Origin of the sequence: Noviherbaspirillum sp., assembly GCF_035627455.1 — a bacterium.
Classification (GTDB): Bacteria; Pseudomonadota; Gammaproteobacteria; order Burkholderiales; family Burkholderiaceae_D; genus Noviherbaspirillum.
On the sequence record NZ_DASPLS010000040.1, the window covers coordinates 19,202 to 41,621 of the forward strand.

At 64.2% G+C, this 22,420-nt stretch carries 22 protein-coding genes and 1 riboswitch; of the genes, 10 read left to right on the forward strand and 12 right to left on the reverse strand.

Features of this window, described 5'->3' with window-relative positions; translation table 11 throughout:
• The first annotated feature begins 159 nt into the window (after positions 1-159).
• Positions 160-2,103 carry a propionate--CoA ligase gene (locus VEC01_RS07575; protein ID WP_324900197.1) on the forward strand — a complete coding sequence of 648 codons (1,944 nt, stop codon included), beginning with the start codon at positions 160-162 and terminating at the stop codon, positions 2,101-2,103.
• A gap of 147 nt (positions 2,104-2,250) precedes the next feature.
• Here VEC01_RS07575 and xth read toward each other — a convergent pair whose 3' ends face one another.
• Positions 2,251-3,015, reverse strand: a complete 765-nt coding sequence (xth, locus tag VEC01_RS07580; protein ID WP_324900198.1) for an exodeoxyribonuclease III — start codon at positions 3,013-3,015, stop codon at positions 2,251-2,253.
• Entirely contained in the window at positions 3,012-4,529 is a 1,518-nt protein-coding gene (locus VEC01_RS07585; protein ID WP_324900199.1) for a leucyl aminopeptidase, read from the reverse strand. The genes xth and VEC01_RS07585 overlap by 4 nt, the downstream gene beginning before the upstream one ends.
• 40 nt (positions 4,530-4,569) lie before the next feature.
• Here VEC01_RS07585 and lptF point away from each other — a divergent pair, with 40 nt between their 5' ends.
• Genes lptF through VEC01_RS07600 form a run of 3 tightly spaced genes read left to right on the forward strand, consistent with a single transcriptional unit; the run spans position 4,570 to position 7,254 of the window.
• Positions 4,570-5,703, forward strand: coding sequence for an LPS export ABC transporter permease LptF (lptF, locus tag VEC01_RS07590; protein ID WP_324900200.1), 1,134 nt, complete (start codon positions 4,570-4,572; stop codon positions 5,701-5,703).
• The gene (gene lptG, locus VEC01_RS07595; RefSeq protein WP_324900201.1) at positions 5,700-6,827 is read left to right on the forward strand and encodes an LPS export ABC transporter permease LptG; all 1,128 of its coding nucleotides are present in this window, start codon (positions 5,700-5,702) and stop codon (positions 6,825-6,827) included. The genes lptF and lptG overlap by 4 nt, the downstream gene beginning before the upstream one ends.
• 49 nt (positions 6,828-6,876) lie before the next feature.
• The gene (locus VEC01_RS07600) at positions 6,877-7,254 is read left to right on the forward strand and encodes a CbiX/SirB N-terminal domain-containing protein (RefSeq protein ID WP_324900202.1); all 378 of its coding nucleotides are present in this window, start codon (positions 6,877-6,879) and stop codon (positions 7,252-7,254) included.
• 5 nt (positions 7,255-7,259) lie between these two features.
• Here the strand turns inward: VEC01_RS07600 and cobA are convergent, their stop codons facing one another.
• Genes cobA through VEC01_RS07635 form a run of 7 tightly spaced genes read right to left on the reverse strand, consistent with a single transcriptional unit; the run spans position 7,260 to position 13,983 of the window.
• Positions 7,260-7,985, reverse strand: a complete 726-nt coding sequence (gene cobA / locus VEC01_RS07605) for a uroporphyrinogen-III C-methyltransferase (protein ID WP_324900203.1) — start codon at positions 7,983-7,985, stop codon at positions 7,260-7,262.
• Positions 7,986-7,996: 11 nt separating this feature from the next.
• Positions 7,997-9,337, reverse strand: coding sequence for a sulfate adenylyltransferase subunit 1 (locus VEC01_RS07610; protein WP_324900204.1), 1,341 nt, complete (start codon positions 9,335-9,337; stop codon positions 7,997-7,999).
• A complete protein-coding gene (gene cysD, locus VEC01_RS07615) occupies positions 9,337-10,272 on the reverse strand; it encodes a sulfate adenylyltransferase subunit CysD (RefSeq protein ID WP_324900205.1) in 936 nt (311 codons plus the stop codon). The genes VEC01_RS07610 and cysD overlap by 1 nt, the downstream gene beginning before the upstream one ends.
• A 6-nt stretch (positions 10,273-10,278) precedes the next feature.
• Entirely contained in the window at positions 10,279-10,986 is a 708-nt protein-coding gene (locus tag VEC01_RS07620) for a phosphoadenylyl-sulfate reductase (protein ID WP_324900206.1), read from the reverse strand.
• On the reverse strand, positions 10,983-11,507 hold the full coding sequence (locus VEC01_RS07625) for a DUF934 domain-containing protein (RefSeq protein WP_324900207.1): 525 nt from the start codon (positions 11,505-11,507) through the stop codon (positions 10,983-10,985). The genes VEC01_RS07620 and VEC01_RS07625 overlap by 4 nt, the downstream gene beginning before the upstream one ends.
• Positions 11,500-13,194 (reverse strand): nitrite/sulfite reductase, encoded by a 1,695-nt coding sequence (locus tag VEC01_RS07630; RefSeq protein ID WP_324900208.1) that lies wholly within the window; start codon positions 13,192-13,194, stop codon positions 11,500-11,502. The genes VEC01_RS07625 and VEC01_RS07630 overlap by 8 nt, the downstream gene beginning before the upstream one ends.
• 15 nt (positions 13,195-13,209) lie before the next feature.
• Positions 13,210-13,983 carry a sulfite exporter TauE/SafE family protein gene (locus VEC01_RS07635; protein WP_324900209.1) on the reverse strand — a complete coding sequence of 258 codons (774 nt, stop codon included), beginning with the start codon at positions 13,981-13,983 and terminating at the stop codon, positions 13,210-13,212.
• A 134-nt stretch (positions 13,984-14,117) separates the two neighbouring features.
• On the opposite strand from VEC01_RS07635, the gene VEC01_RS07640 reads away from it, so the two are divergent.
• The 3 genes from VEC01_RS07640 to VEC01_RS07650 all read left to right on the forward strand — a co-directional run bounded on the left by VEC01_RS07640 (position 14,118) and on the right by VEC01_RS07650 (position 16,638).
• Complete coding sequence (locus VEC01_RS07640; RefSeq protein ID WP_324900210.1) at positions 14,118-15,059, forward strand: CysB family HTH-type transcriptional regulator; 942 nt, start codon at positions 14,118-14,120, stop codon at positions 15,057-15,059.
• The gene (locus tag VEC01_RS07645; RefSeq protein WP_324900211.1) at positions 15,056-15,850 is read left to right on the forward strand and encodes an HAD family hydrolase; all 795 of its coding nucleotides are present in this window, start codon (positions 15,056-15,058) and stop codon (positions 15,848-15,850) included. The genes VEC01_RS07640 and VEC01_RS07645 overlap by 4 nt, the downstream gene beginning before the upstream one ends.
• A 35-nt stretch (positions 15,851-15,885) precedes the next feature.
• Positions 15,886-16,061: riboswitch (yybP-ykoY riboswitch) on the forward strand.
• Positions 16,062-16,068: 7 nt separating this feature from the next.
• Entirely contained in the window at positions 16,069-16,638 is a 570-nt protein-coding gene (locus tag VEC01_RS07650) for a TMEM165/GDT1 family protein (RefSeq protein WP_324900212.1), read from the forward strand.
• Here VEC01_RS07650 and VEC01_RS07655 read toward each other — a convergent pair.
• Complete coding sequence (locus tag VEC01_RS07655) at positions 16,635-17,474, reverse strand: IclR family transcriptional regulator (RefSeq protein WP_324900213.1); 840 nt, start codon at positions 17,472-17,474, stop codon at positions 16,635-16,637. The genes VEC01_RS07650 and VEC01_RS07655 overlap by 4 nt on opposite strands.
• Positions 17,475-17,611: 137 nt before the next feature.
• Between VEC01_RS07655 and VEC01_RS07660 the strand changes: the two genes are divergently transcribed.
• From VEC01_RS07660 to VEC01_RS07670, 3 genes are read left to right on the forward strand one after another with little or no spacing between them, the layout of a single operon-like run.
• A complete protein-coding gene (locus VEC01_RS07660; RefSeq protein WP_324900214.1) occupies positions 17,612-18,616 on the forward strand; it encodes a fumarylacetoacetate hydrolase family protein in 1,005 nt (334 codons plus the stop codon).
• Between the two features lie 13 nt (positions 18,617-18,629).
• On the forward strand, positions 18,630-19,205 hold the full coding sequence (locus VEC01_RS07665) for a VOC family protein (protein ID WP_324900215.1): 576 nt from the start codon (positions 18,630-18,632) through the stop codon (positions 19,203-19,205).
• The gene (locus VEC01_RS07670) at positions 19,202-19,582 is read left to right on the forward strand and encodes a nuclear transport factor 2 family protein (protein WP_324900216.1); all 381 of its coding nucleotides are present in this window, start codon (positions 19,202-19,204) and stop codon (positions 19,580-19,582) included. The genes VEC01_RS07665 and VEC01_RS07670 overlap by 4 nt, the downstream gene beginning before the upstream one ends.
• A 151-nt stretch (positions 19,583-19,733) precedes the next feature.
• Here the strand turns inward: VEC01_RS07670 and VEC01_RS07675 are convergent, their stop codons facing one another.
• Complete coding sequence (locus tag VEC01_RS07675; RefSeq protein WP_324900217.1) at positions 19,734-21,584, reverse strand: chemotaxis protein CheA; 1,851 nt, start codon at positions 21,582-21,584, stop codon at positions 19,734-19,736.
• The gene (locus VEC01_RS07680; RefSeq protein WP_324900218.1) at positions 21,584-22,360 is read right to left on the reverse strand and encodes a protein phosphatase CheZ; all 777 of its coding nucleotides are present in this window, start codon (positions 22,358-22,360) and stop codon (positions 21,584-21,586) included. Before VEC01_RS07680 ends, VEC01_RS07675 begins: the two co-directional genes overlap by 1 nt.
• Positions 22,361-22,420: the final 60 nt, after the last annotated feature.

Sequence of the window (22,420 nt, forward strand, 5' to 3'; positions counted from 1 at the left end):
CGTCATGAACGCGAAAAAGCGCAACGGCCCTCTCGCCGATGCGCTTTTTTTGTGCCCAGCGTAAGTGCGACGTAAGTCGCGCTTCGCATACTCGATAACCAGAAAAATCGTTCCGCGTGCAAACCCTGCTGCACGGGTCCAATCCGATTCGGAGGCGTCATGAACTTCGCAGACTTCTACAAGAATTCCATCGAAAACCCTCAGGCGTTCTGGGACAACGAAGCCAGGCTGATCGACTGGAAAGAGCCCTACCGGCAAGTGCTCGATTACAGCAAGCCGCCGTTCACGAAATGGTTCGTCGGCGGCAAGACCAACCTGTGCCACAACGCGGTGGACCGCTGGGCCGGCAGGCAGGGCGACAAGCCGGCGCTGATCGCGATCTCCACGGAGACTAACACCGAGAAGGTCTACAGCTTCAAGGAACTGCAGGCGGAAGTGATGCGCACCGCTGCGATCATGCAGTCGCTCGGCGTGCGCAAGGGCGACCGCGTGCTGATCTACATGCCGATGATCGCCGAGGCCGCCTTCGCGATGCTGGCCTGCGCGCGCATCGGCGCGGTGCACTCGGTGGTGTTCGGCGGCTTCGCCGCGAACAGCCTGGCCACCCGCATCGACGATGCGAAACCGGCGCTGATCGTGTCCGCCGATGCGGGCTCGCGCGGCGGCAAGGCGGTGCCGTACAAGCCGCTGCTGGACGAGGCGATCAGCCTCGCGGCGCACAAGCCGGCGCACGTGCTGCTGGTGAACCGCGGCCTGGTCCCGATGACGACCATGGCGGGCCGCGACGTGGATTACTCGACGCTGCGCGAACAGCACTTCAAGGCCGAGGTGCCGGTCGAATGGCTCGAGTCGAACGAGATGTCCTACATCCTCTACACCTCCGGCACCACCGGCAAGCCGAAGGGCGTGCAGCGCGACGTCGGCGGCTACGCGGTGGCGCTGGCCGCGTCGATGAAGCATATCTTCTGCGGCAACCCACACGAGCCGGATCGTATGGAAGATGGAAGTATATCTTGGGCGTCCCGTGGCAATCCCGGCGAAACCTATTTCTCCACTTCCGACATCGGCTGGGTGGTCGGCCATTCCTACATCGTCTACGGCCCGCTGATCGCCGGCATGGCGACCATCATGTACGAAGGCTTGCCGATCCGTCCCGACGCCGGCATCTGGTGGAGCATCGTCGAGAAGTACAAGGTCACGCGGATGTTTTCCGCGCCGACCGCGGTGCGGGTGCTGAAGAAGCAGCCACCCGAGTTCATGAAGAAGTACGACCTGTCGTCGCTGAAGGCGCTCTACCTCGCCGGCGAACCGCTGGACGAGCCGACCTCGCAATGGATTTCGTCGGAACTGGGCGTGCCGATCATCGACAATTACTGGCAGACGGAAACCGGCTGGCCGATCCTGACCGTCGCACACGGCGTCGAGAACACGCCAACCCGCCTCGGCAGCCCGGGCATGCCGATGTACGGCTACAACGTGAAGCTGCTCAATGAATCCACCGGCGAGGCCTGCGGCCCGAACGAGAAGGGGGTGGTGGTCATCGAGGGGCCGCTGCCGCCGGGCTGCATGCAGACCGTGTTCGGCGACGACGAACGCTTCGTGAAGACCTACTGGTCGAACTTCAGGGAGCAGGTGTACTCCACCTTCGACTGGGGCATCCGAGACGCCGACGGCTATTACTTCATCCTCGGCCGCACCGACGACGTGATCAACGTCGCCGGCCATCGCCTCGGCACGCGCGAGATCGAGGAAAGCATTTCCAGTCATCCGAACGTGTCGGAAGTCGCCGTGGTCGGCGTGGAAGACAAGCTGAAGGGCCAGGTGGCGGTCGCGTTCGCGATCCTGAAGAACCCCGAACCGGCGGCCACGCCGGAGGGACGCAAGGCGCTGGAAGCGGAAGTGATGGCGGTGGTGGACAAGCAGCTCGGCGCGGTCGGGCGTCCGGCGCGCGTGCACTTCGTGCCGCTGCTGCCGAAGACGCGCTCCGGCAAGCTGCTGCGCCGCTCCATCCAGGCGCTGTGCGAAGGCCGCGATCCGGGCGACCTGACGACGATCGAGGATCCGGCCTCGCTGCAGCAGATCAAGGCGGCGTTGACAGCTTGACCGGGCAGGTGCCGCACCCGTCGCATGCAGGCGGGCGCAGGCAGGGTATTCGGATGTTTCGTGTCCCCGTCATCCCCGCCTGCGCGGGCGCGACGGGGTAATTATCGCGGGTGAATTGCTTGCGGACGCCCGCATGCGATGTTGGATCTATGCGAGCGTCGCCACCACCGGCGTATGATCCGACGGCTGCTCCCACTTGCGTGGCGCCTTGTCGATCACGCAGCCGCTGCAGCGCGCCGCCAAGGACGGCGACAGCAGGATATGGTCGATCCGCAGACCCATGTTGCGGCGGAACGCCATCATCCGGTAATCCCACCAGCTGAACAGCTTCTCCGGCTGCTCGAACAGCCGGAACGCATCCTTCAGTCCCAGGTCCTGCAGCGTGCGGAATGCGGCGCGTTCCGGCTCCGAGCACAACACCTGCCCCTGCCAGGCGGCGGGATCCTGCACGTCGCGGTCTTCCGGCGCGATGTTGTAGTCGCCCAGCAGCGCCAGGCCCTCGTGCGCCTTCAGTTCTTCTTCCAGCCAGTCGCGCAGCGCGCCCAGCCAGTTCAGCTTGTACTGGTACTTGTCCGAGCCGACAGACTGGCCGTTCGGGACGTAGGCACAAACCACGCGCATGCCCTCGATGGTGGCGGCGATGATGCGCTGCTGTTCATCCGGAAATCGCGGATTGTTGCGCACCACCTCGCTCATCGGATGCTTCGACAGGATGGCGACGCCGTTGTAGGTCTTCTGGCCGGCGAAGACGACCCGGTAGCCGGCATTCTCGATGTCGGCTGCCGGAAACTTGTCGTCGGTGAGCTTGGTCTCCTGCAGGCACAGGACGTCGATCGGATTGTCCGCCAGCCATTGCAGGACCTGCGGCAGGCGGACTTTCAGGGAGTTGACGTTCCAGGTGGCGAGCTTCATGCGGCTTTCTTGCCGTTCGCCCTGTTCATCAGGAAAGTCGTCAGGAGCGGCACCGGACGGCCGGTCGCGCCCTTGGCGGCGCCGCTCTTCCAGGCGGTGCCGGCGATGTCGAGGTGCGCCCAGGTGTACTTCTTCGTGTAGCGCTCGAGGAAGCAGGCGGCGGTGATGCTGCCGCCGGGCGGACCGCCGATGTTGGCCATGTCGGCGAAGTTCGACTTCAGCTGCTCCTGGTAGGCATCCTCGATCGGCATGCGCCACGCCGTGTCGCCGGTGGCGCGGCCGGCGGCCAGCAGTTCCTCGGCCAGGGCATCATGCGCGTCGTCGTGGCGGGTGAACAGGCCGGTGTTGTGATGGCCAAGCGCGGTGACGCAGGCGCCGGTCAGGGTGGCGATATCCACCACCACCGCCGGCTTGAAGCGTTCCGCGTACGTCAGCGCATCGCACAGGATCAGACGGCCTTCGGCATCGGTGTTCAGGATTTCGATGGTCTGGCCGGACATCGAGGTGACGATGTCGCCGGGTTTGGATGCGCGGCCGGACGGCATGTTCTCGCAGGCCGGGATGATGCCGACCACGTTCAGCTTCAGGCCCAGTTCGCCGAGCGCGCGGAAGGTGCCCAGTACTGATGCCGCGCCGCACATGTCGTACTTCATTTCATCCATGCTGGCGCTGGGCTTGATCGAGATGCCGCCGGTGTCAAAGGTGATACCCTTGCCGACCAGAACGACAGGTGCGTCCTTCGGCTTGCCGCCGTTGTACTTGATCACGATGAACTTCGGCGGCTCCTCGCTGCCCTTGGTCACCGACAGGAAGCTGCCCATCTTCAGCGCCTCGAGCTGCTTGCGGTCCAGCACTTCGATGCCGAACTTGAAATCCTTCGCCAGCTTCTTCGCGACGCCTGCAAGATAGGTCGGCGTGCAGAGATTGGACGGCAGGTTGCCGAGGTCCTTGGTCAGCGCCACGCCGTTGGCGATCGCAGTCGCCTGAGCGACCGCGGTTTTTGCGGCAGCGGCGCCGCCGTTGGAGGTCAGGAAAGTCAGCTTCTTGACGCCGCCTTTGTCCGGGTCCTTCTTGCTCTTGGTGGTGTCGAAGCGATAGCTTGCGTCGCGGACCGCGAGCACCGCGCCGTGCATCGCCCATGCGATATCGCGATTCCTGATTTCCTCGAAGGGCAGGGCGATGGCGCCGTCGGTCGCGCCGAGCGTCGAAAACGCGCGCGCCGCGCCTTGCACCGCGGACACGAAGTTTTTCTCAGATACCGATTCTTCCGTGCCCAGTCCGACCAGCAGCACGCGTTCCGCCGCCACGCCGTCCAGCCCCCGCAGCAGAAGCGTCGAGCCGGCCTTGCCGGTGATGTCGCCGGATTTCAGCGCGGCGCTGATCGCGCCCTTCTTGTCGAGTTCGCGGGCGGCCGCGGACAGTTTCTTTTCTTCAAATACGCCGACCGCGAGGCAGCCGGTGCGGATGCCGGCCAAGCCGGTTTTAGCGTCGATTGGTTTTATGCTAAAGTCCATGGTCACTCCTTCTCCAGACGCAATTATAGTCTTCTATTCAATGATCTTTCAGCGCGCTCTTCGACGCGAATTGGTAAGTACCGCCGGCGCTGTCTTCACCACGCTTTTCACGATCACGATTACCGTCATGCTGATCAAGATCCTCGGCCAGGCGGCCGGCGGAAAGGTCGCCTCGCAGGATGTGATCGCGCTGATCGGCTTCGCGGCACTGCGCTACCTGCCGATCATCCTGATATTGACTACCTTTATTTCGGTGCTGGTGGTCGTGACCCGAAGTTATCAGGACTCGGAAATGGTTGTGTGGTTCGCATCGGGACTGAGCCTTTCCCGATGGATCAGTCCAGTCTTGTCCTTCGGCCTGCCGGTCATCGCGGTGGTCGTGGCATTGAGTTTCTTCGTGACGCCGTGGGCGAACCGGCAGAGCGCGGAGTTCCGCGAGCGCTTCCAGAAGCGCGAGGACATCGCAAAGGTGTCGCCGGGCCGCTTCCAGGAATCGTCTTCCGCCGACCGCATCTTCTTCGTGGAAGCGGTCAGCGGCGATGCGACCACGGTGCAGAACGTGTTCGTCAATACCGTCAAGGATGGCCGCAACAGCATTGTGGTGGCCCGGGAAGGCTCGGTCCTGCTGGACGAGCGCGGCGACAAGTTCCTGGTGATGAACCAGGGGCGGCGCTATGACGGGGTGGCGGCGCAGGCGGATTTCCGCGTGATGGAATTCGAGCGCTATGCGGTGCTGGTGTCGCGCCAGTCGCAGGCACTGGTCGGCGACCAGTCGGCGCGTTCCCTGTCGACGCCGGAATTGCTCGCGAACATGAACAATTTCAATGCCGGCGAACTGCTGTGGCGCATTTCCCTGCCGGTGATGGGCTTGCTGCTCATGCTGCTGGCCATTCCATTAAGCTTCGCGAATCCGCGCGGCGGGCGCTCGGGCAACCTGTTGATTGCATTGCTGCTGTTCATCATCTACAGCAACATGGTGAGCGTGTTCCAGGCGGCGGTGGTGCAGAAACGGCTTTCGTTCGAGGTCGCATGGTGGCCGCTGCACCTGGTCGCGGCGATCCTGATCGTGCTGCTCTTTTCATGGCGGCTGTTCGTCAACAGCGCCTACCACCCGGCCACCATGTGGGGCGCGTTCAAGCGTGCCTGGCTGTTCAGGAATGCGGAGGCGCAGTGAAGGTCCTGGATCGTTATGTATCGCGGGAAATTACCGGCGCAGTCGCATTCGCGCTGGTGGCGTTCCTTGCATTGTTTGCCTTTTTCGACCTGATCGGGGAATTGCCGCAGGTCGGACGTGGCGGTTATCGGCTGCAGCATGCGTTCCTGTATGTGGCGATGGGGCTGCCGGGCTACGTCTACGACCTGATGCCGATCGCGGCGCTGATCGGCACTATCTACGCGCTGGCTCAGCTTGCCGCTCGGTCCGAGTTCACCATCATGCGCGCGTCCGGCTTGTCGACCGGCAGGGCGGGGTGGATGCTGGCGAAGGTAGGCATCGTGCTGGTGCTGATCACCTTCCTGTTCGGCGAAGTGCTGGCGCCGGCTGCGAGCGAGATGGGCGAAAGGCTGAAGTTGCAGGCGCAAGGCGCGACCGTGTCGAAGGAATTCCGCACCGGCCTGTGGACCAAGGATGTGATCCGCCAGAACGGCATCGAAGGGGAAGCGATCGGCTCGCGTTTTGTGAACGTCGTGGACGTGACGCCCGACGGGCAATTGCAGGGCGTCAAGATGTACGAGTTCGACCGCGAATTCCACCTGACCTCGGTCGTGACCGCCGAACGCGCTGCGTACAAGGACAACAATGTCTGGCGCATGGTGAACGTGACGGAGACCAGCTTTTCGCGCCAGGCAGCCGAGATTTCGTCAGTGGTGACCACCAGGCAACTGGCCGAGCGTGACCTCGTGTCCGAAATCACGCCCGATATCCTGTCCGTCCTGTTTGCCGATCCCGACCGCATGTCGGCCTACGGCCTCGCGACCTACACCCGCCACCTTGCCGAAAACAAGCAGACGACGGAGCGCTATGAAATCGCGTTCTGGAAAAAACTGTTCTATCCGCTCGCGGTCCTCGTGATGATGGCGCTGGCCTTGCCGTTCGCCTATCTGCATTTCCGTGCCGGCGGCGTCAGCCTGAAGATCTTCATCGGCATCATGATCGGTGTCAGCTTCCAGTTGCTCAACAGCCTGTTCTCGCACCTCGGGCTGCTCAATACCTGGCCGCCGCTGGCGACCGCGGTGCTGCCCAGCATGACCTTCCTGCTGGTGGCGATCGCCGCGCTGTTATGGGTGCAGAAACATTAGCGGACGAGCGACCAGAAACCCTGCTTGATTCGAAATTTCGGGAAGAACGATGCCGCAACGATCCCTGATCCTGTTTGCCCACGGCGCGCGCGATCCGCGCTGGGCAGAGCCCTTTGAGCGCCTGCAGCAGCTGACGCAGGCGTTGCGTCCGGATGTCGCGGTATCGCTCGCCTTCCTGGAATTCATGACGCCGCGCCTGCCCGAGCTCGTCACGCGGCTGGCGCAGGAAGGCTGCGGCGAAATCACCGTCGTTCCCGTGTTTTTCGGGCAAGGCGGCCATGTGCTGCGCGACCTGCCGGCGATGATCGCCGAGCTGAGGCAGGCGCATCCGGCCATGAAGATCGACGCCGCGCAGGCGGTCGGGGAGGATCCCGAGGTATTGAACGCGATTGCGCGGTATTGCGCGGGGGCGTTGAAGAACGGGTAGGGGCTTTAATCGCGCGGCGCCATCGCTTCGCCGATCATTACCAGCACCGGCCCCTCGCACCCGGCAAGCCCGTTTTCCAGTTCGCCGAGTTGCAGGCGCAGGATGCGCTCGTCGGCGCGGCTGCAGTTTTCGATGACGAGCACAGGATGCGATGCCGGCCGCCCTTGCGCCAGCAGCTTGCGCGCGGTGTCGATCGCTTCCTTGCCGCCCATGTACTGGACCAGGGTGTCGCAATCGGGCAGGGTGGTGTGTTCCGGATGCCCGGGGGCGGTGCTGGAAGTAAAGAAGGCGACGCTGCGGGCGATGCCGCGCCTGGTCAGCGGCTGCTTCGAGGACGCCGCGGCGGCCAGCGCGGCGGTCACGCCGGGAACGATTTCGACATCGATGCCTTCCGCTTCCAGCGCCCGCAGCTCCTCGTCGGCGCGGCCGAACAGCATCGGGTCGCCGCCCTTCAGGCGCACCACGCGGGCATACTTGTGCGCGCATTCGATCAGGCGCCGGTTGATCTCGGCCTGCGCGGTAGAACGGCGGCCGGAGCGCTTGCCGACGGAAATTTTCTCCGCCTGCGGGCACAGCGCCAGCATTTCTTCGGTGACCAGCGCGTCGTGCAGCACGACTTCGGCTTCGGAAAGAATACGGGCGCCGCGGACCGTGATCAGGTCCGCGGCGCCCGGTCCTGCGCCGACCAGCCAGACCTTGCCGGTCTTGCGGGTCGCGGCAGGGGACGTCATGGAGCGCCCGCTCAAGCGATGCGGATCATGCCTGCCGCCACCGTCTGGTGCGTCACTTCATCGATCAGGATGAAGGAGCCGGTGGAGCGGATCGCGTCGTACGCATCGGCCGCCAGCGGCTGCTGCACGTTGATCGACAGCGTCGCGATATCGTTGAGCTTCAGCGCATCGGCGGCGCGACGTTCCTGGGTGTTGATGTCGAGCAGCGTGTCGATCTTCGTCACGCGCGCCGCGACCTGCTTGGTCGTGTGCTTGAGCCAGTACTTGCGGCGCATGTCGAGCGGTTCCTCCGACAGCCAGCAGACCTCGGCGGTCACCGTCTTTTGCAGCGTCGCCGGCTTGCCGGCCTCGGCCAGCATGTCGCCGCGGGAAATGTCGAGATACTCTTCCAGCAGCAGCGTGACCGACTGGCCGACGGCAGCGGATTCCAGCGAGCCTTCGAGCGTCACGATGTCCTTCACCGTCGCGACCTGGCCGCCCGGCTGCACCACCAGCTTGTCGCCTTTCTTCACCTTGCCGGCTTCGATGCGGCCCATGTAGCCGCGGAAGTCGTTCGCTTCATGGCCGTTGTGGCGCGCCACCAGCTGCACCGGGAAGCGGAACGGCTCGTCATGCGATTCGTCGTAGACCGACAGCGATTCCAGCAGCTCGATCAGCGTCGGGCCCTGGTACCACGGCATCCTGTCGCCCGCGGCGACGACATTGTCGCCGGCCAGCGCCGACAGCGGGATCGCGCGCACGTCCTTCAGGCCGAGCTGCTGCGCGAACTGCAGGTAGGCGGCGACGATGCGGTCGTAGACGGTCTGGTCGTAGTTGACCAGGTCCATCTTGTTGACCGCGACGATCACATGCTCGATGCGCAGCAGGTGTGCGATCGTCGAATGGCGCTTGGTCTGCGTCAGCAGTTCGACGCTGCCGTCGTCGCCGAGCTTGACCTTGGACACGTCGACCAGGATGATCACCGCGTCGGCGGTCGAGGCACCGGTGACCATGTTGCGGGTGTACTGCTCATGGCCGGGGGTGTCGGCGATGATGAACTTGCGCTTCGGGGTGGCGAAATAGCGGTAGGCGACGTCGATCGTGATGCCTTGCTCGCGCTCGGCTTCCAGGCCGTCGGTCAAGAGCGACAGGTCGACGGTGTCGCCGACGGTGCGCTTGTGCTTGGCGCGCGAGATCGCATCGAGCTGGTCGGCGAAGATGCCCTTGCTGTCGAACAGCAGGCGGCCGATCAGCGTGCTCTTGCCGTCATCGACGGAGCCGGCGGTGATGAAGCGCAGCAGGCCGCGCTCGGTGCCGGCATTGTGCGACAGGAGTGGTTCGGAAACGGCGGCCGCAGTCAATTGTGCACCCATCAGAAATATCCTTCCTTCTTGCGTTTTTCCATCGATGCTTCCGATGTCTGGTCATCCATGCGGGTCGCGCCGCGCTCGGTGATCTGGGTCACCGCGGTTTCGGCGATGATCGCGTCCACGTCGGCCGCGTCGGACGCGACCGGGCAGGTGCAGGAAATGTCGCCCACGGTGCGGAAGCGCACTACGCGGGTTTCGACGGTTTCGCCTTCGCGCGCCGGCGTCAGGTCGGTCAGCGGCACCAGCAGGCCGTTGCGCGGGATCACCTGGCGCTCGTGCGCGAAGTAGATCGACGGCAGCGCCAGCTTTTCGCGCGCGATGTATTGCCAGACGTCGAGTTCGGTCCAGTTCGAGATCGGGAACACGCGCATGTTCTCGCCCGGGTGGACGCGGGTGTTATACAGGTCCCACAGTTCCGGGCGCTGCGCTTTCGGATTCCACTGGCCGAATTCATCGCGGAACGAAAAGATGCGCTCTTTCGCGCGCGCCTTTTCCTCGTCGCGGCGGGCGCCGCCGATGCAGGCGTCGAAGCCGAATTCCGCAATCGTCTCCAGCAGCGTCACCGCCTGCGCCGCGTTGCGCGAATCGGTCTGCGGGTTGCGCAGGCGCACGGTGCCGCGCTTGATCGAGTCTTCGACGGAGCGCACGACCAGGCGCTCGCCCAGCTCGTTGGCGCGGCGGTCGCGGAACTCGATCACTTCCGGGAAATTGTGCCCGGTGTCGATATGCACCAGCGGGAAGGGGAACTTGCCCGGGCGGAACGCCTTTTCGGCGATACGCAGCAGCACCACGGAATCCTTGCCACCCGAGAAGAGCAGCGCCGGGTTGGTGCATTCGGCCGCGACTTCGCGCATGATGTGGATCGCTTCCGATTCCAGCCAGTCCAGGTGACGGTTGCTGGCTGCGTCCAGAAAGAGTTTGTCGACTACTGTATTCATGGTTTCCTAAGCTGCTACCGATTTGATTCGCACGAGCTTGCCGTCAACGACGTGCAGCCCGCATTCCTTCGTGTCCGCGTTTTCCCACCACCAGCGCCCGGCGCGCACATCCTCGCCCGGCTGGATCGCCCGCGTGCACGGCTCGCAGCCGATCGACGGATAGCCTTTGTCGTGCAGCGGATTGTACGGAACCTGGTTGTCGCGGATGTAGTTCCAAACATCTTCTTCCGACCAGTCCGCCAGCGGGTTGAACTTGACCATGCCGTGCGCGGCGTCGTCTTCCTGCACCGCCAGGTCCACGCGCGTGGTCGACTGTGCGCGGCGCTGCCCGGTGATCCAGGCCTTGTTGCCGGCGAGCGCACGCTTGAGCGGCTCCACCTTGCGGATGCGGCAGCATTCCTTGCGCATTTCCACGCTGTCGTAGAACGCATTCAGCCCGTTCTGCTGCACATACGCGTCCACTGCAGCCTGCTGCGGCCGGTACAGCTTTACTTCATAGTCGTAAGTGTCGCGGATGCGGTCCAGCACGCCCAGGGTCTCCTTGTGCAGGCGGCCGGTCTCCAGCGTGAAGATGGCAATCGGCAGCTTCGCGCGCAGGATCATGTCGGTCAGCACCATGTCTTCCGCAGCGAGGCTGGATGCGAACACGGCCGGCGAAAACCCGGCGGCGATCCGCTCCAGCGTCGCCTTCGTGTTCTCGACCAGGCCGTTCATGCCTCTGCCCCCACGCCGCGCTGCACGCGCCGGAACAGCGGCGACTTCTTGTCCCAGGAGTTCGAGTAGACCTCGGAAAAGTCGGTCAGGCCCTTGAGCGCGTCATGGATGTTCCTGTCCTCGCGTGTCGCGAACGCATCGAAGCCGACGCGCTGCATCAGGAACAGCTGGTCGCGCAGCACGTCGCCGATCGCGCGCAGCTCGCCAGCGTAGCCGAGGCGGGCGCGCAGGTTGTACGCGATCGAATAGCCGCGGCCGTCGCCGAACTTGGGGAAGTCCACCGCGACCACCTGGAAGCGGCCGAGGTCGTCCTTCAGCTCTTCCGGGCGCTCGCTGCTGGCGATCCAGACGCCGAGTTCGGCGCGCGTTTCAAGTGCCGCACGCTGCTGCTGCCACACCTTCAGCGGCACGATGACGCGGCCTTCGGGGATGGCGACCGCGTCCGGCGTGTCGTCCTCGCTCAGGCGCAGCACGTTCCAGTCATCCGCGACGACGGCCTTGTTCTTGATGATGTTACGCATAGGCGTCTTCTCCTGCGGGATGTGCAATCTTGATGGGCGTGGCGTACACGAATTCCTTGAACGGCGCGATGCCGATGCGGCGCGCGGTGTCGATGAAGCGCTCGTTCTCGATGCGCTCGCGCAGATACACCTGCAGGATGCGGTCGATCACTTCCGGCATTTGGTGCGCGGAGAACGACGGGCCGATGATCTTGCCGATCGCCGCCTCATTGCCCTGCGAGCCGCCGATCGATACCTGGTACCACTCGCTGCCGTCCTTGTCGACGCCGAGGATGCCGATATGGCCGATATGGTGGTGGCCGCAGGAATTGATGCAGCCGGAAATATTGAGCTCGAGGTCGCCGATGTCGTGCTGGAAGTCGAGGCTGTCGAAACGCTCGGCGATGTCCTGCGCGATCGGGATCGACTTCGCATTGGCCAGCGCGCAGAAATCGCCGCCCGGGCAGCAGATCATGTCGGTCAGCAGGCCGATGTTCGGCGTTGCCAGTCCCTGCTTCTTCACTTCTTCCCACAGCGCGATCAGGTCGGACTGCTTCACGTCCGCCAGCACCAGGTTCTGCTCGTGCGTCACGCGCAGTTCGCCAAAGCTGTAGCGGTCGGCGAGGCCGGCGACGAAGTCCATCTGGTCGGCGGTCGCGTCGCCCGGCGGCACGCCGGTCTTCTTCAGCGACAGCACGACGGAAGCGTAGCCCGGCACCTTGTGGCCCTTCACGTTGCGCCTGACCCAGGTGGAGAACGCCTTGTTCTCCAGCTTGAACTGTTCCACGCGGGCGTCCGCGGCCGGCAGGGTTTCGTAGGCCGGCGCGGTGAAGTAGGCGGCCACACGCTGCAGTTCCTCCTCGGTCAGCGTGCTTGGGCCGTCTTTCAGGTCGGCCCATTCGGCCTCGACCTGGCGCGCGAATTCCTCGACGCCGATTGCCTTGACCAGGATCTTGATGCGCGCCTTGTACATGTTGTCGCGGCGGCCGTACTGGTTGTAAACGCGCAGGATCGCCTCGACATAGCTCAGCACATGCTGCCACGGGAGGAAGGCGCGGATTTCGCTGCCCAGGATCGGAGTGCGTCCGAGGCCGCCGCCGACGAACACGCGGAAGCCGATCTCGCCCTGCGCATTCTTTTCGATGTTCAGGCCGATATCGTGCATCAGGATCGCGGCGCGGTCTTCCCGCGCGCCGTTGATCGCGATCTTGAACTTGCGCGGCAGGAACGCGAATTCCGGATGGAAGGTGCTCCACTGGCGCAGGATTTCGCACCAGGGGCGCGGATCGACGAGTTCATCTGGAGCGACGCCGGCGAACTGGTCGGAGGTGATGTTGCGCACGCAGTTGCCGGAGGTCTGGATCGCGTGCATCTCGACCGACGCCAGCTTGCCGAGGATTTCGGGCGTTTCCTCGAGCTTGATCCAGTTGAACTGGATGTTCTGCCGCGTCGTGAAATGGCCGTAGCCGCGGTCATGTTCGCGCGCGATGTGCGCGAACATGCGCAACTGGCGCGACGCCAGCAGGCCGTAGGGGATCGCGCAGCGCAGCATGTATGCATGGCGCTGGTAGTACAGGCCGTTCTGCAGGCGCAGCGGCCGGAATTCGTCTTCCGTCAGTTCGTTGGCAAGGCGGCGGCGCACCTGGTCGGCATACTGCGCCACGCGTTCCTTGACGATCTGGTGATCATATTGGTCGTAACGGTACATCTTTTTGTTCCAATCCTAAAAAACCATTTTTGCGGCGACGCCCGTCAGCGCCGTGGCCAGGAGGCCGCGCAGGAACTTTTCCGGAACCGCCTTGGCGGCGAGCGAACCGATGGTGATGCCGGGCACGGAGCCGAGCAGCAGGGCGGCGAGCAGCATCCAGTCGATCGAGCCGAGCCACCAGTGGCCAAAGGCGGCGATCGCGGTCAGGGGGACGGCGTAGGCAATGTCGGTGCCGGCGATTTCCGCCGGGGACAGGCGAGGATACAGCAATACCAGGATGGTTGCACCGATTGCGCCGGCGCCGATCGAGGAGATCGTGACCAGGGTGCCGAGCACCGCGCCGACCACGACGGTCGCAACAGTAAGTTTTGTGCCTTGCAACTGTTTTTCCGGATGGCGGATCACCCAGGCCTGCATGCGGGCGCGAAACAGCAGCGCGATGACGGTCAGAAGCACCGAGCCGGCGATGGAAAAACGGATGATCTGGTTGATCTGCTTGTCGAGCGCGCCGAAATATTTCAGTGCGATCGCCGCAAGAATCGCGGCAGGCAATGCGCCGAAGCAAAGATGGCGTACGATATCCCAGTGCACGGTGCCCCGGTAACGGTGGGCAAGCGTGCCGGCTGCCTTGGTGGTCGATGCGAACGCGAGGTCGGTGCCGACGGCGACCGATGGCGAAACGCCAAACATCAGCGTGAGCAAAGGCGTCATCAGCGAGCCGCCGCCCACGCCTGTGAGGCCGACCAGCAGGCCGACCCCAAATCCGGAAATGACATAAGTAAGAGTCATGAGTCCTCGCACAAAGTAGCGTGAATCGTAATAAACTTATTCCTTATTCCAAACTACTTAGAATTTATTTGCTTATATGCCTGTTTGGCATATACAAAAACGGAAAACTGCATTAGCAATGTGACAAGGGAAACATGAATCTCCATCAACTCCGCTTCGTCCGGGAAGCCGTCCGGCAAAATTTCAACCTGACCGAAGCCGCCAAGGCGCTGTATACCTCGCAGCCGGGCGTGTCCAAGGCCATCATCGAACTGGAAGAGGAGCTGGGCGTGGATATTTTTACGCGCCATGGCAAGCGCATCCGCGGGCTGACCGAGCCGGGGCGGGCGGTGTTGCGCTCGGTGGAGCTGATCATGCAGGAGATCGACGGCCTGAAGCGGATCGGCAAGGAGTTCGCGGCACAGGATACCGGCAGTTTCACCATTGCCACCACGCATACCCAGGCGCGCTATACCCTGCCGAAAGTGGTGCAGGCGTTCACGCAGAAATACCCGAAGGTGAAGTTGTCTTTGTTGCAGGGAAACCCGCGCCAGATCGCTGAAATGGTAATGAAGGACCAGGCGGATCTTGCCATTGCGACCGAGGCGATTGCCAACGCCGACGGGCTGATTTCCCTGCCCTGCTATCAATGGGAGCATGTGGTGGTGGTGCCGCACGACCATCCCTTGCTTAAGTCCAAGGCGCTTACGCTGGAAGAAATTGCCACCTATCCGCTGATTACCTACGACAGCGCGTTCGCCGGGCGCGCGAAGATCGATCATGCGTTCGAAATCCGCTCATTGAAGCCGGACATCCTGCTGGAAGCGATCGACGCCGACGTGATCAAGACCTACGTGGAACTGGGCATGGGCGTGGGCATCATTGCCGGCATGGCATTCGATCCGGAGCGCGATAAGGGGCTGGAAGCAATTTCGGTAGGGCATCTGTTCGGTTCCAACGTGTCGCGCGTCGCGCTCAAGCAGGGCGCGTATTTGCGCAGCTATGTATACAGTTTCATCGAACTGCTGGCGCCGACGCTCAACCGCCGGCTGGTCGAGCAGGTGATGGCCGGCGAGAAAGACAGCTACGAGTTATGAAGCCGCTCGCGCAGTGGCCGGCGGATTATCGCCGCCGCCTTTGCGGCGTGCTGACCGACATTGACGACACCTTGACCACGCACGGGCGCATCACCCCCGAAGTGCTGCATGCGCTCGCCCGGTTGCGCGCTGCCGGATTGAACCTGGTTGCGGTCACCGGACGGCCGACGTACTGGGCGATGCCGCTGCTGCGCCTGTGCGGTTTCGACGCGGTGATCGCCGAAAATGGCGCCAGCGCGTTCTGGCTGGATGACGGCGGACGGCTCTGTTCCTGGTTCTATGCGGACGAGCCCACCCGCAAGGAGCACCGCCGCAGGCTGGAAGCCTTCGTGCCGGAGTTGCGGCGGCGTTTTCCCGGGATCGCGGTTGCCGACGACGCGCCGCAGCGCATCGGCGACCTCGCCTTCGATATCGGTGAAAACATCACGCCGCTGCCAGCGAGCCAGGTGGAGGAGGTGGTCGCCTTCATCCGCGCCCACGGTTTCTTTGCCACCGCCAGCAGCATCCACGCCCATGCATCGCTGGTCCGCTTCTGCAAGCAGACGACCAGCGCCCATGTTCTTGCCGACGTCTTTGGGTTCGACGACGCTACCGCCCGCGCCGGCTTCGCCTTCGTCGGCGATTCCGGCAACGACGCCCGCATGTTCGCGCATTATCCGCATGCGGTCGGCGTGGCCAACGTCGCCGCGCATGTTGCCATGCTCGAAAAGGCGCCGGCCTATGTGACGAATGCGCCGTATGGCGCCGGTTTCGTCGAATTCGCCGACGCGATCCTCGCCGCGCGCGGCTGAATTTTCCCCAGGCAATGCCTCGTTACGCTACAATCCCGCCTGTCATTGGGGAGTAGCCTCCCTCCGTATGCGAGAGGGGCTTGCGTCAACAGACTTGACCGAAAAATACCGGTCATGGCGCAAGCGACTCCGGTTTGGCGAGACCTTTGACCATGCCGCTTCTGGACGGGCCGGAGGGTGCGTGTGGTCATCGGTACCGATCCGGCCCTTTGAAGCAGATGGAAGCCTTCCTGATATCCACCGGCATCGTCGCCCTCGCCGAAATGGGCGACAAGACGCAATTGCTGTCCCTACTCCTTGCCGCGCGGTTCCGCCGTTCCCTTCCCATCATTTCCGGCATCCTCGTTGCGACCTTGCTGAACCATGCGTTCGCCGGCGCGGTCGGCGGCTGGCTGGCGGCCCTGATCGGCAACGATGCACTGCGCTGGGTGCTGGGCCTGTCTTTTCTCGCGATGGCGATCTGGACACTGATTCCGGACAAGGTCGACGATGTCGAGGCAAAGCACGACCGGCTGGGTGTGTTCGCGGTCACCGTCGTCGCCTTTTTCCTCGCCGAAATGGGGGACAAGACCCAGGTGGCGACGATCGCGCTGGCGGCGAAATACTCGGCCTTCTACGCGGTCGTTAGCGGCACCACGCTCGGCATGATGATCGCGAACGTTCCCGCTGTGCTGCTGGGCGGCAAGATCATCGAGATGGTGTCGATGAAGGCGGTGCATGCGATCGCCGCCGCGATTTTCGCGGTGCTCGGCGTGCTGACCCTGATGAACGTTGGCAGCCTCTTCTAAGTCCGGTGGCCTAGCCTGCGCGACAGCAACTCCGCATGCGCCTGCGTCTGCCGCGCGATGTCGCCGTTCCAGTCCTGGTCGATATGCGCGGCCGAGCCGACCACGGTGAGCGCGAACTGCATCTGCCCTTCCTGATTGAACACCGGGGCGGAAAATGCGTTGAATCCCGCCAGCAGCAGGCCGGCGGTGCGCGTCCTGCCGGCTGTCTGCGCCGAAGACGGCGCGAGCCGGCCGATCATGCGCGCCATGCGGTGCGCCCGGGTCTCGTCGATCAGCGGCTGCAGCTCCTTGCGAGTATGCGGCGCCTCCAGCCTGCCGCTGCGGTTTTGCGCCAGTTCGGCCCGCAATAATTCCTCTGTTTCGCCCTCCGGCAGGAATGCGGCAAAACACAGGCCGCTCGCGGTATAGGTCATCGGCATCACGCTGCCGATCTGCAGGTTCACCGTCACCGGCCGCTTCGATTGCAGCAGCCGGATATAAGTGGGGCCGAAGTTGCCCCAGGTCGCCAGCGCCACCGTTTCGCCGGTCGCCTCGCGCAGGCCGGCAAGCGTTTCGTCCGCCAGTTTCACCGCATCCAGCCTTCCCAGCGACACCAGTCCCAGCTCCAGTGCCAGCGCGCCGAGGTCGTACAAGCCGTTCGCCGCATCCTGCTCAACCAGGCCGACCCGGATCAGGCTGACCAGGTAACGGTGTGCCTTGGCTGCAGGCATGCCCGCAATGCGGGCCAGCGCGGACAGGGGCAGCGGCCCGGCCGCGCGCGCCAGCGCCTGCAGCAGCGGGCCGGCGACTTCGACCGACTGGATGCCTTGGCGGGCATCGGCTGCGCTGTTTTCCACGGTTGATTTCATTTGCTGTTAATATTACGATATTGATTACGATATGGTGAATCGATTTAATAATACGTAATTCACGGCAAATCGTAAAAGTCTTTTTGCGCAGCTGCCGTCCTCCTGCCACTACAAGGAAAGCCTGCATGAAACTCGCGACCCTCAAAGATGGAACCCGTGACGGTCAGCTCGCCGTCGTCTCGCGCGACCTCAAGACCGCGCACCTCGCTGACGGCATTGCGCCCACGTTGCAGCGTGCGCTGGACGACTGGGGCTTCATTGCGCCGCAGCTGGAGGAACTGTACGAACGCCTGAACACCGGCAAGGCGGTGCGCACTTTCGATTTCGACCCGAAGCGCTGCATGGCGCCGCTGCCGCGCGCTTACCAGTGGGTCGACGGCTCCGCCTATGTGAATCATGTCGAACTGGTGCGGCGCGCGCGCAATGCGGAAATGCCGGAATCCTTCTGGCACGACCCGCTGATGTACCAGGGCGGATCGGACGATTTCATCGGCCCGACCGACGACATCCTGCTCGCGTCCGAAGACTGGGGCATTGATTTCGAGGGTGAAGTCGCGGTGATCACCGACGACGTGCCGATGGGCACGGCCCCGGCGCAGGCCGCTTCCCACATCAAGCTGCTGATGCTGGTCAACGACGTTTCGCTGCGCAACCTGATCCCGGCCGAACTTGCGAAAGGCTTCGGCTTCTTCCAGTCCAAGCCGGCCACCAGCTTCTCGCCGCTGGCGGTGACGCCGGACGAACTCGGCGATGCCTGGCAGGACGGCAAGGTGCACCTGCCGCTGCGGGCGACCTGGAACGGCGCGCTCGTCGGCCAGCCGGACGCCGGCGTCGACATGGTGTTCAGCTTTCCGCAGCTGATCGCGCACCTGGCCAAGACCCGCAACGCGCGGGCCGGGTCGATCATCGGTTCCGGCACGGTATCCAACAAGGACAGTGCCAGGGGATACACCTGCATCGCGGAAAAGCGCGCACTCGAAATGATCGCCAACAACGGCGAAGCAAAGACACCGTTCATGAAGTTCGGCGACACGATCCGGATCGAAATGCTGGACAAGCACGGCAAATCGATTTTCGGCGCGATCAGCCAGCAGGTCGCGCCCTGCACCGCGCCCAAAGCGCCCCGTTGATGAAGGAGCTGCCATGAGCACACTCGCCGCAACCCCGGTCGGCCAGACGGCCGCCTTGCCCGCCGATATGCCGGCCGCCGTGCCGATCAACGGCCTGCACCATTTCGCCTGGCGCTGCCGCGACGCAGAAGAGACGCGCCGCTTCTACGAGGACATCCTCGGCCTGCCGCTGTTCCATTACATCCGCAAGGACGTGGTGCCGTCCACCGGCGAGTACTGCCCGTATGTGCACATCTTTTTCCGCATGACCGACGGCTCCTGCCTCGCCTTTTTCGACCTTGGGGACGATGTCGCGCCGGCGCCGTCGCCCAATACCCCGGGCTGGGTCAATCATATCGCACTGGCGGTCGATACCGTCGAGCAGCTGGAGGCGATGAAGGCGCGGCTGGAAGCGCATGGCGTCGAGGTGCTCGGCGTGACCGACCATCGCGTCTTCAAGTCCATCTATTTCTTCGATCCCAACGGCATCCGGCTCGAACTCTGCGCGCAGCTCGCATCCGACGCGCAGATGGCCGGCGAGCAGAAGGGCATTCACGAGAAACTGGCGGCGTGGACCAGGGAGAAGGCGGCGCGCCTCGGGCGGCAATGACAACCAGGGAACTTTGCGAGCGCTACCTCGGCGCGCTGAACGCGGGCAACGTTGCGCAGGTTCTCGCGCTGTTCGACCAGGATGCCATGGTGCTGTCGCCGCTCTACGGGCGGATGCCCGCGGGGCGGTTCTACGCGGACCTGTTTGCCGACACCGGCCGTTCCGAAACCCGCTTCGTGAACCTGTTCGAGTCGCCGTCCGGCCAGGTGGCGCTGCAGTTCCATTATCGCTGGACGCTATCCACCGGGCGGGTGGTCGAGTTCGATTGCGTCGACGTGTTCGAACTGAATGCCGACCGCTCGCTCTTTGCCGGTCTGACCATCATCTACGACACCGCGCCGCTGCGCGCCGATTTCGAGGCCGCGCGCAGCGCTTGACCGGCAATCACGCAGGGGATCCTGCTGGGTGCGACTTTTGGGTGCTGGCTGTGGATTTTCACCGCCGCATCAGGCGGACGCAGCGCGAAGCAGGAAAACAACGGAAAGAGAAGGAAGGGAGAGTCCCGGACGCGGCGCGTCCGGGATTTTTTTATGCCGCCATGCGCGCCGCCGACGTGAGCTTGCAGCCGTCGAGCAGGAACGCCAGGCTGATCACCAGCACCAGCTCGCCTTCGGCGGAGCGGGCGGTGCCGTTCACGCCGGGCACCGCGATCGCGGTCAGCGGCTTGATCACCAGGTCGGCGGTGCCGTCCACCGCTTCCACCGCGACGATGTAGGGCTGCGGCGCGGCGATCACGATGCCGACCTTTTCGCGGCACGGCTCGTAGCCGAGGATGCCGCCGAGCGAACGCACCGCGAGCGGGCGCCCCTGGTCGCGCAGCACCGGCGCGCCGCCGACTTCATCGAATTCCTCCGGCAGTTCCACCACGCGCTGCACCACGGCCATCGGCATTGCCAGCAGCGCGCCGGCGGTACGCACCAGCATGGTCGGCACGATCGACAGTTCGATCGGCAGCCGGATGGTGAAGGAGGTGCCCTTGCCCATTTCGGATTCGATGCGGATTGCGCCGCGATGCTTTTCGACCGCCGTCTTCACCACGTCCATGCCGACGCCGCGGCCGGACACGCTGGACGCGACCTCCTTGGTCGAGAAGCCGGGCAGGAAGATCAGCTGCAGCGCTTCTTCCGTGGTCTGCGCCGCATTTTCGCTGATCAGGCCCTTGGCGATCGCCTTGGTGCGCAGCTTCTGCGGGTCCATGCCCTTGCCGTCGTCGGACACCAGGATCATTACGCTGCTGCCTTCCTGCCACGCTTTGAGCAGGATCACCGACTTGGCCGGCTTGTCGGTGGTGGCGCGCTCTTCCGGCGTCTCGATGCCGTGGTCGAGCGAATTGCGCAGCATGTGCACCAGCGGGTCGTAGAGGCTGTCGACGACCACCCGGTCGACCTCGGTTTCCGCGCCTTCGATCACCAGCTCCACATCCTTACCGAGATCGCGCGCCAGCTCGCGCACCAGGCGCGGGAATTTCTGGAACAGGCGGCCGACCGGCTGCATGCGGGTGGAAAGGGTGGCGCGCTGCAGTTCGCTCGAGTAGCGCGATGCGCGGTTCAGGGTTTCCTGCAGGGTCGACATCAGCGCGGCGGCCTGGCCGTCGAACTTGAACTGCGCCAGTTTTTCCAGCAGCACCGCCGCCTGGTTCGCGGCCTGCACCGACTCGCCGGCGACTTCCAGCAGCGCGTCGAGCTTGACCGCGTCGATGCGGATGGTGTCTTCCTTGACCTGCGCGACGACCGGACGGCCGCCGTCTTCCGCGGGCTTGGCGGCGGCCGGGGCGGCGGGCGCGTGCGGCGCCGCGGCAGCGGGTGCTGCGGCGACGGCTGCGACGGTCGCCGCAGGCGCATCCGGCAGCGTGCCGGGCGGTACGACGGCGCGATACAGCGCTTCCCAGTCAAGACCGCCGTCGGCAGTGGAGGCGGCGGCCGGCACTGCGGCGGCAGGCGCCGGCGCCGGCGCGGCGGCCGCAGCGGGGGCGGCAGGGGCGGTCGGGGCAGCGGCGCCGCCCTCGATCGCCTGCGCCACCAGCGCCTCGAGGGAGGCCGGCATCGGCTGCAGGGAGTCCGGCGCGGCACCGTTGGCCAGCTGCTTCAGCTGGTCGCCGACGAAACCGCTGGCCTGCAAGCCGGCCTCGATCGCCGCCGGGGTGACCGGGACCTTGCCGGTTCGCAGCGCGTCGAACAGGTTTTCCGTGAGATGGCAGGCGGACACGATCGCCGGCAGGTTCATGAAGCCGGCGCCGCCCTTGATGGTATGGAAGGAGCGGAACAGCGCATTGAGCGTATCGCTGTCGTTCGGATGCCGCTCCAGCGAGAGCAGGTGCTCTTCTACGTTCGTCGCCAGGTCCAGCGCCTCGACGACGAATTCCTTGAGCATGTCATCCATTAGAACCCCAGATCGGCAAGCAAGCTATCGACATCGTCCTGGCCCATTGCAGCACCCGGCGCGGACGGCCCTTGCATCAGATCCACCGGCTTGTTCTCGGCGATCGCCGCCTTCACTTCCGGCGGCGCATTGTCGCGCAGCAGTTGCGCCAGCTCGTTCTCCACCCGGTTGGTGATGTGAACGATCTTCTTGATCAGCTGGCCGGTGATGTCCTGGAAATCCTGCGCCATCATGATGTCGAGCAGGCGCGCCTTTTCCGCTTCCGTCGCTTCCACCACGACAGCGGCGAATTGCTTCGAATCGCCCGCCAGCGCCTTGAATTCCTCGATGCTGAGCTTGCCCTCGAACAGCTGCGCCCAGCGGTTCTCCATGTCGTGCGCCTTCTTGCCGAGCGTGTCCTGCTCCGGCATGCAGGTGTCGACGGCGTTCAGGACCTTGTTGGCCGCCTGTTCGGTCAGCGAGGCGACGTGGTTCAGGCGGCCTTGCGCGTCGCTGATCTGGCTCGATACTTCCGACAGCGAACGGTCGTAGCCGAGTTCGCGCAGCGAGTCGTGCAGCATGCGCACGATGCCGCCCAGGCGCTCGTACATCGGCTTGCCGGACTGGTCTTCGCCCTGCTCGCCGCCAGCGGACCCGGCCGCGGCCTCCTGCTCGGGCTGTGCGGTCGCTCCTTCTGCTTGCGCGCTTGCCTCTGCAGGGGGGGCGACTGTTTCAGCGCGCTGCGCCGCCACTTCTTCAAACAGTGCTTCCAGATCGTCGTCTGCTGCGTCGGTCATGTCGGTGCTTCCTATATGTGTTGACAGCTTTTTTTTCTTGCAAAAAAGACTAGTATCGAT

Bases quoted from the DNA above. Each gene is read 5' to 3' on its own strand.
- VEC01_RS07575 (WP_324900197.1), top strand. From the start codon at position 160: ATGAACTTCGCAGACTTCTACAAGAATTCCATCGAAAACCCTCAGGCG.
- xth (WP_324900198.1), bottom strand. From the start codon at position 3,015: ATGAAGCTCGCCACCTGGAACGTCAACTCCCTGAAAGTCCGCCTGCCG.
- VEC01_RS07585 (WP_324900199.1), bottom strand. From the start codon at position 4,529: ATGGACTTTAGCATAAAACCAATCGACGCTAAAACCGGCTTGGCCGGC.
- lptF (WP_324900200.1), top strand. From the start codon at position 4,570: ATGATCTTTCAGCGCGCTCTTCGACGCGAATTGGTAAGTACCGCCGGC.
- VEC01_RS07600 (WP_324900202.1), top strand. From the start codon at position 6,877: ATGCCGCAACGATCCCTGATCCTGTTTGCCCACGGCGCGCGCGATCCG.
- cobA (WP_324900203.1), bottom strand. From the start codon at position 7,985: ATGACGTCCCCTGCCGCGACCCGCAAGACCGGCAAGGTCTGGCTGGTC.
- VEC01_RS07610 (WP_324900204.1), bottom strand. From the start codon at position 9,337: ATGGGTGCACAATTGACTGCGGCCGCCGTTTCCGAACCACTCCTGTCG.
- cysD (WP_324900205.1), bottom strand. From the start codon at position 10,272: ATGAATACAGTAGTCGACAAACTCTTTCTGGACGCAGCCAGCAACCGT.
- VEC01_RS07620 (WP_324900206.1), bottom strand. From the start codon at position 10,986: ATGAACGGCCTGGTCGAGAACACGAAGGCGACGCTGGAGCGGATCGCC.
- VEC01_RS07625 (WP_324900207.1), bottom strand. From the start codon at position 11,507: ATGCGTAACATCATCAAGAACAAGGCCGTCGTCGCGGATGACTGGAAC.
- VEC01_RS07630 (WP_324900208.1), bottom strand. From the start codon at position 13,194: ATGTACCGTTACGACCAATATGATCACCAGATCGTCAAGGAACGCGTG.
- VEC01_RS07635 (WP_324900209.1), bottom strand. From the start codon at position 13,983: ATGACTCTTACTTATGTCATTTCCGGATTTGGGGTCGGCCTGCTGGTC.
- VEC01_RS07640 (WP_324900210.1), top strand. From the start codon at position 14,118: ATGAATCTCCATCAACTCCGCTTCGTCCGGGAAGCCGTCCGGCAAAAT.
- VEC01_RS07645 (WP_324900211.1), top strand. From the start codon at position 15,056: ATGAAGCCGCTCGCGCAGTGGCCGGCGGATTATCGCCGCCGCCTTTGC.
- VEC01_RS07650 (WP_324900212.1), top strand. From the start codon at position 16,069: ATGGAAGCCTTCCTGATATCCACCGGCATCGTCGCCCTCGCCGAAATG.
- VEC01_RS07660 (WP_324900214.1), top strand. From the start codon at position 17,612: ATGAAACTCGCGACCCTCAAAGATGGAACCCGTGACGGTCAGCTCGCC.
- VEC01_RS07665 (WP_324900215.1), top strand. From the start codon at position 18,630: ATGAGCACACTCGCCGCAACCCCGGTCGGCCAGACGGCCGCCTTGCCC.
- VEC01_RS07670 (WP_324900216.1), top strand. From the start codon at position 19,202: ATGACAACCAGGGAACTTTGCGAGCGCTACCTCGGCGCGCTGAACGCG.
- VEC01_RS07675 (WP_324900217.1), bottom strand. From the start codon at position 21,584: ATGGATGACATGCTCAAGGAATTCGTCGTCGAGGCGCTGGACCTGGCG.
- VEC01_RS07680 (WP_324900218.1), bottom strand. From the start codon at position 22,360: ATGACCGACGCAGCAGACGACGATCTGGAAGCACTGTTTGAAGAAGTG.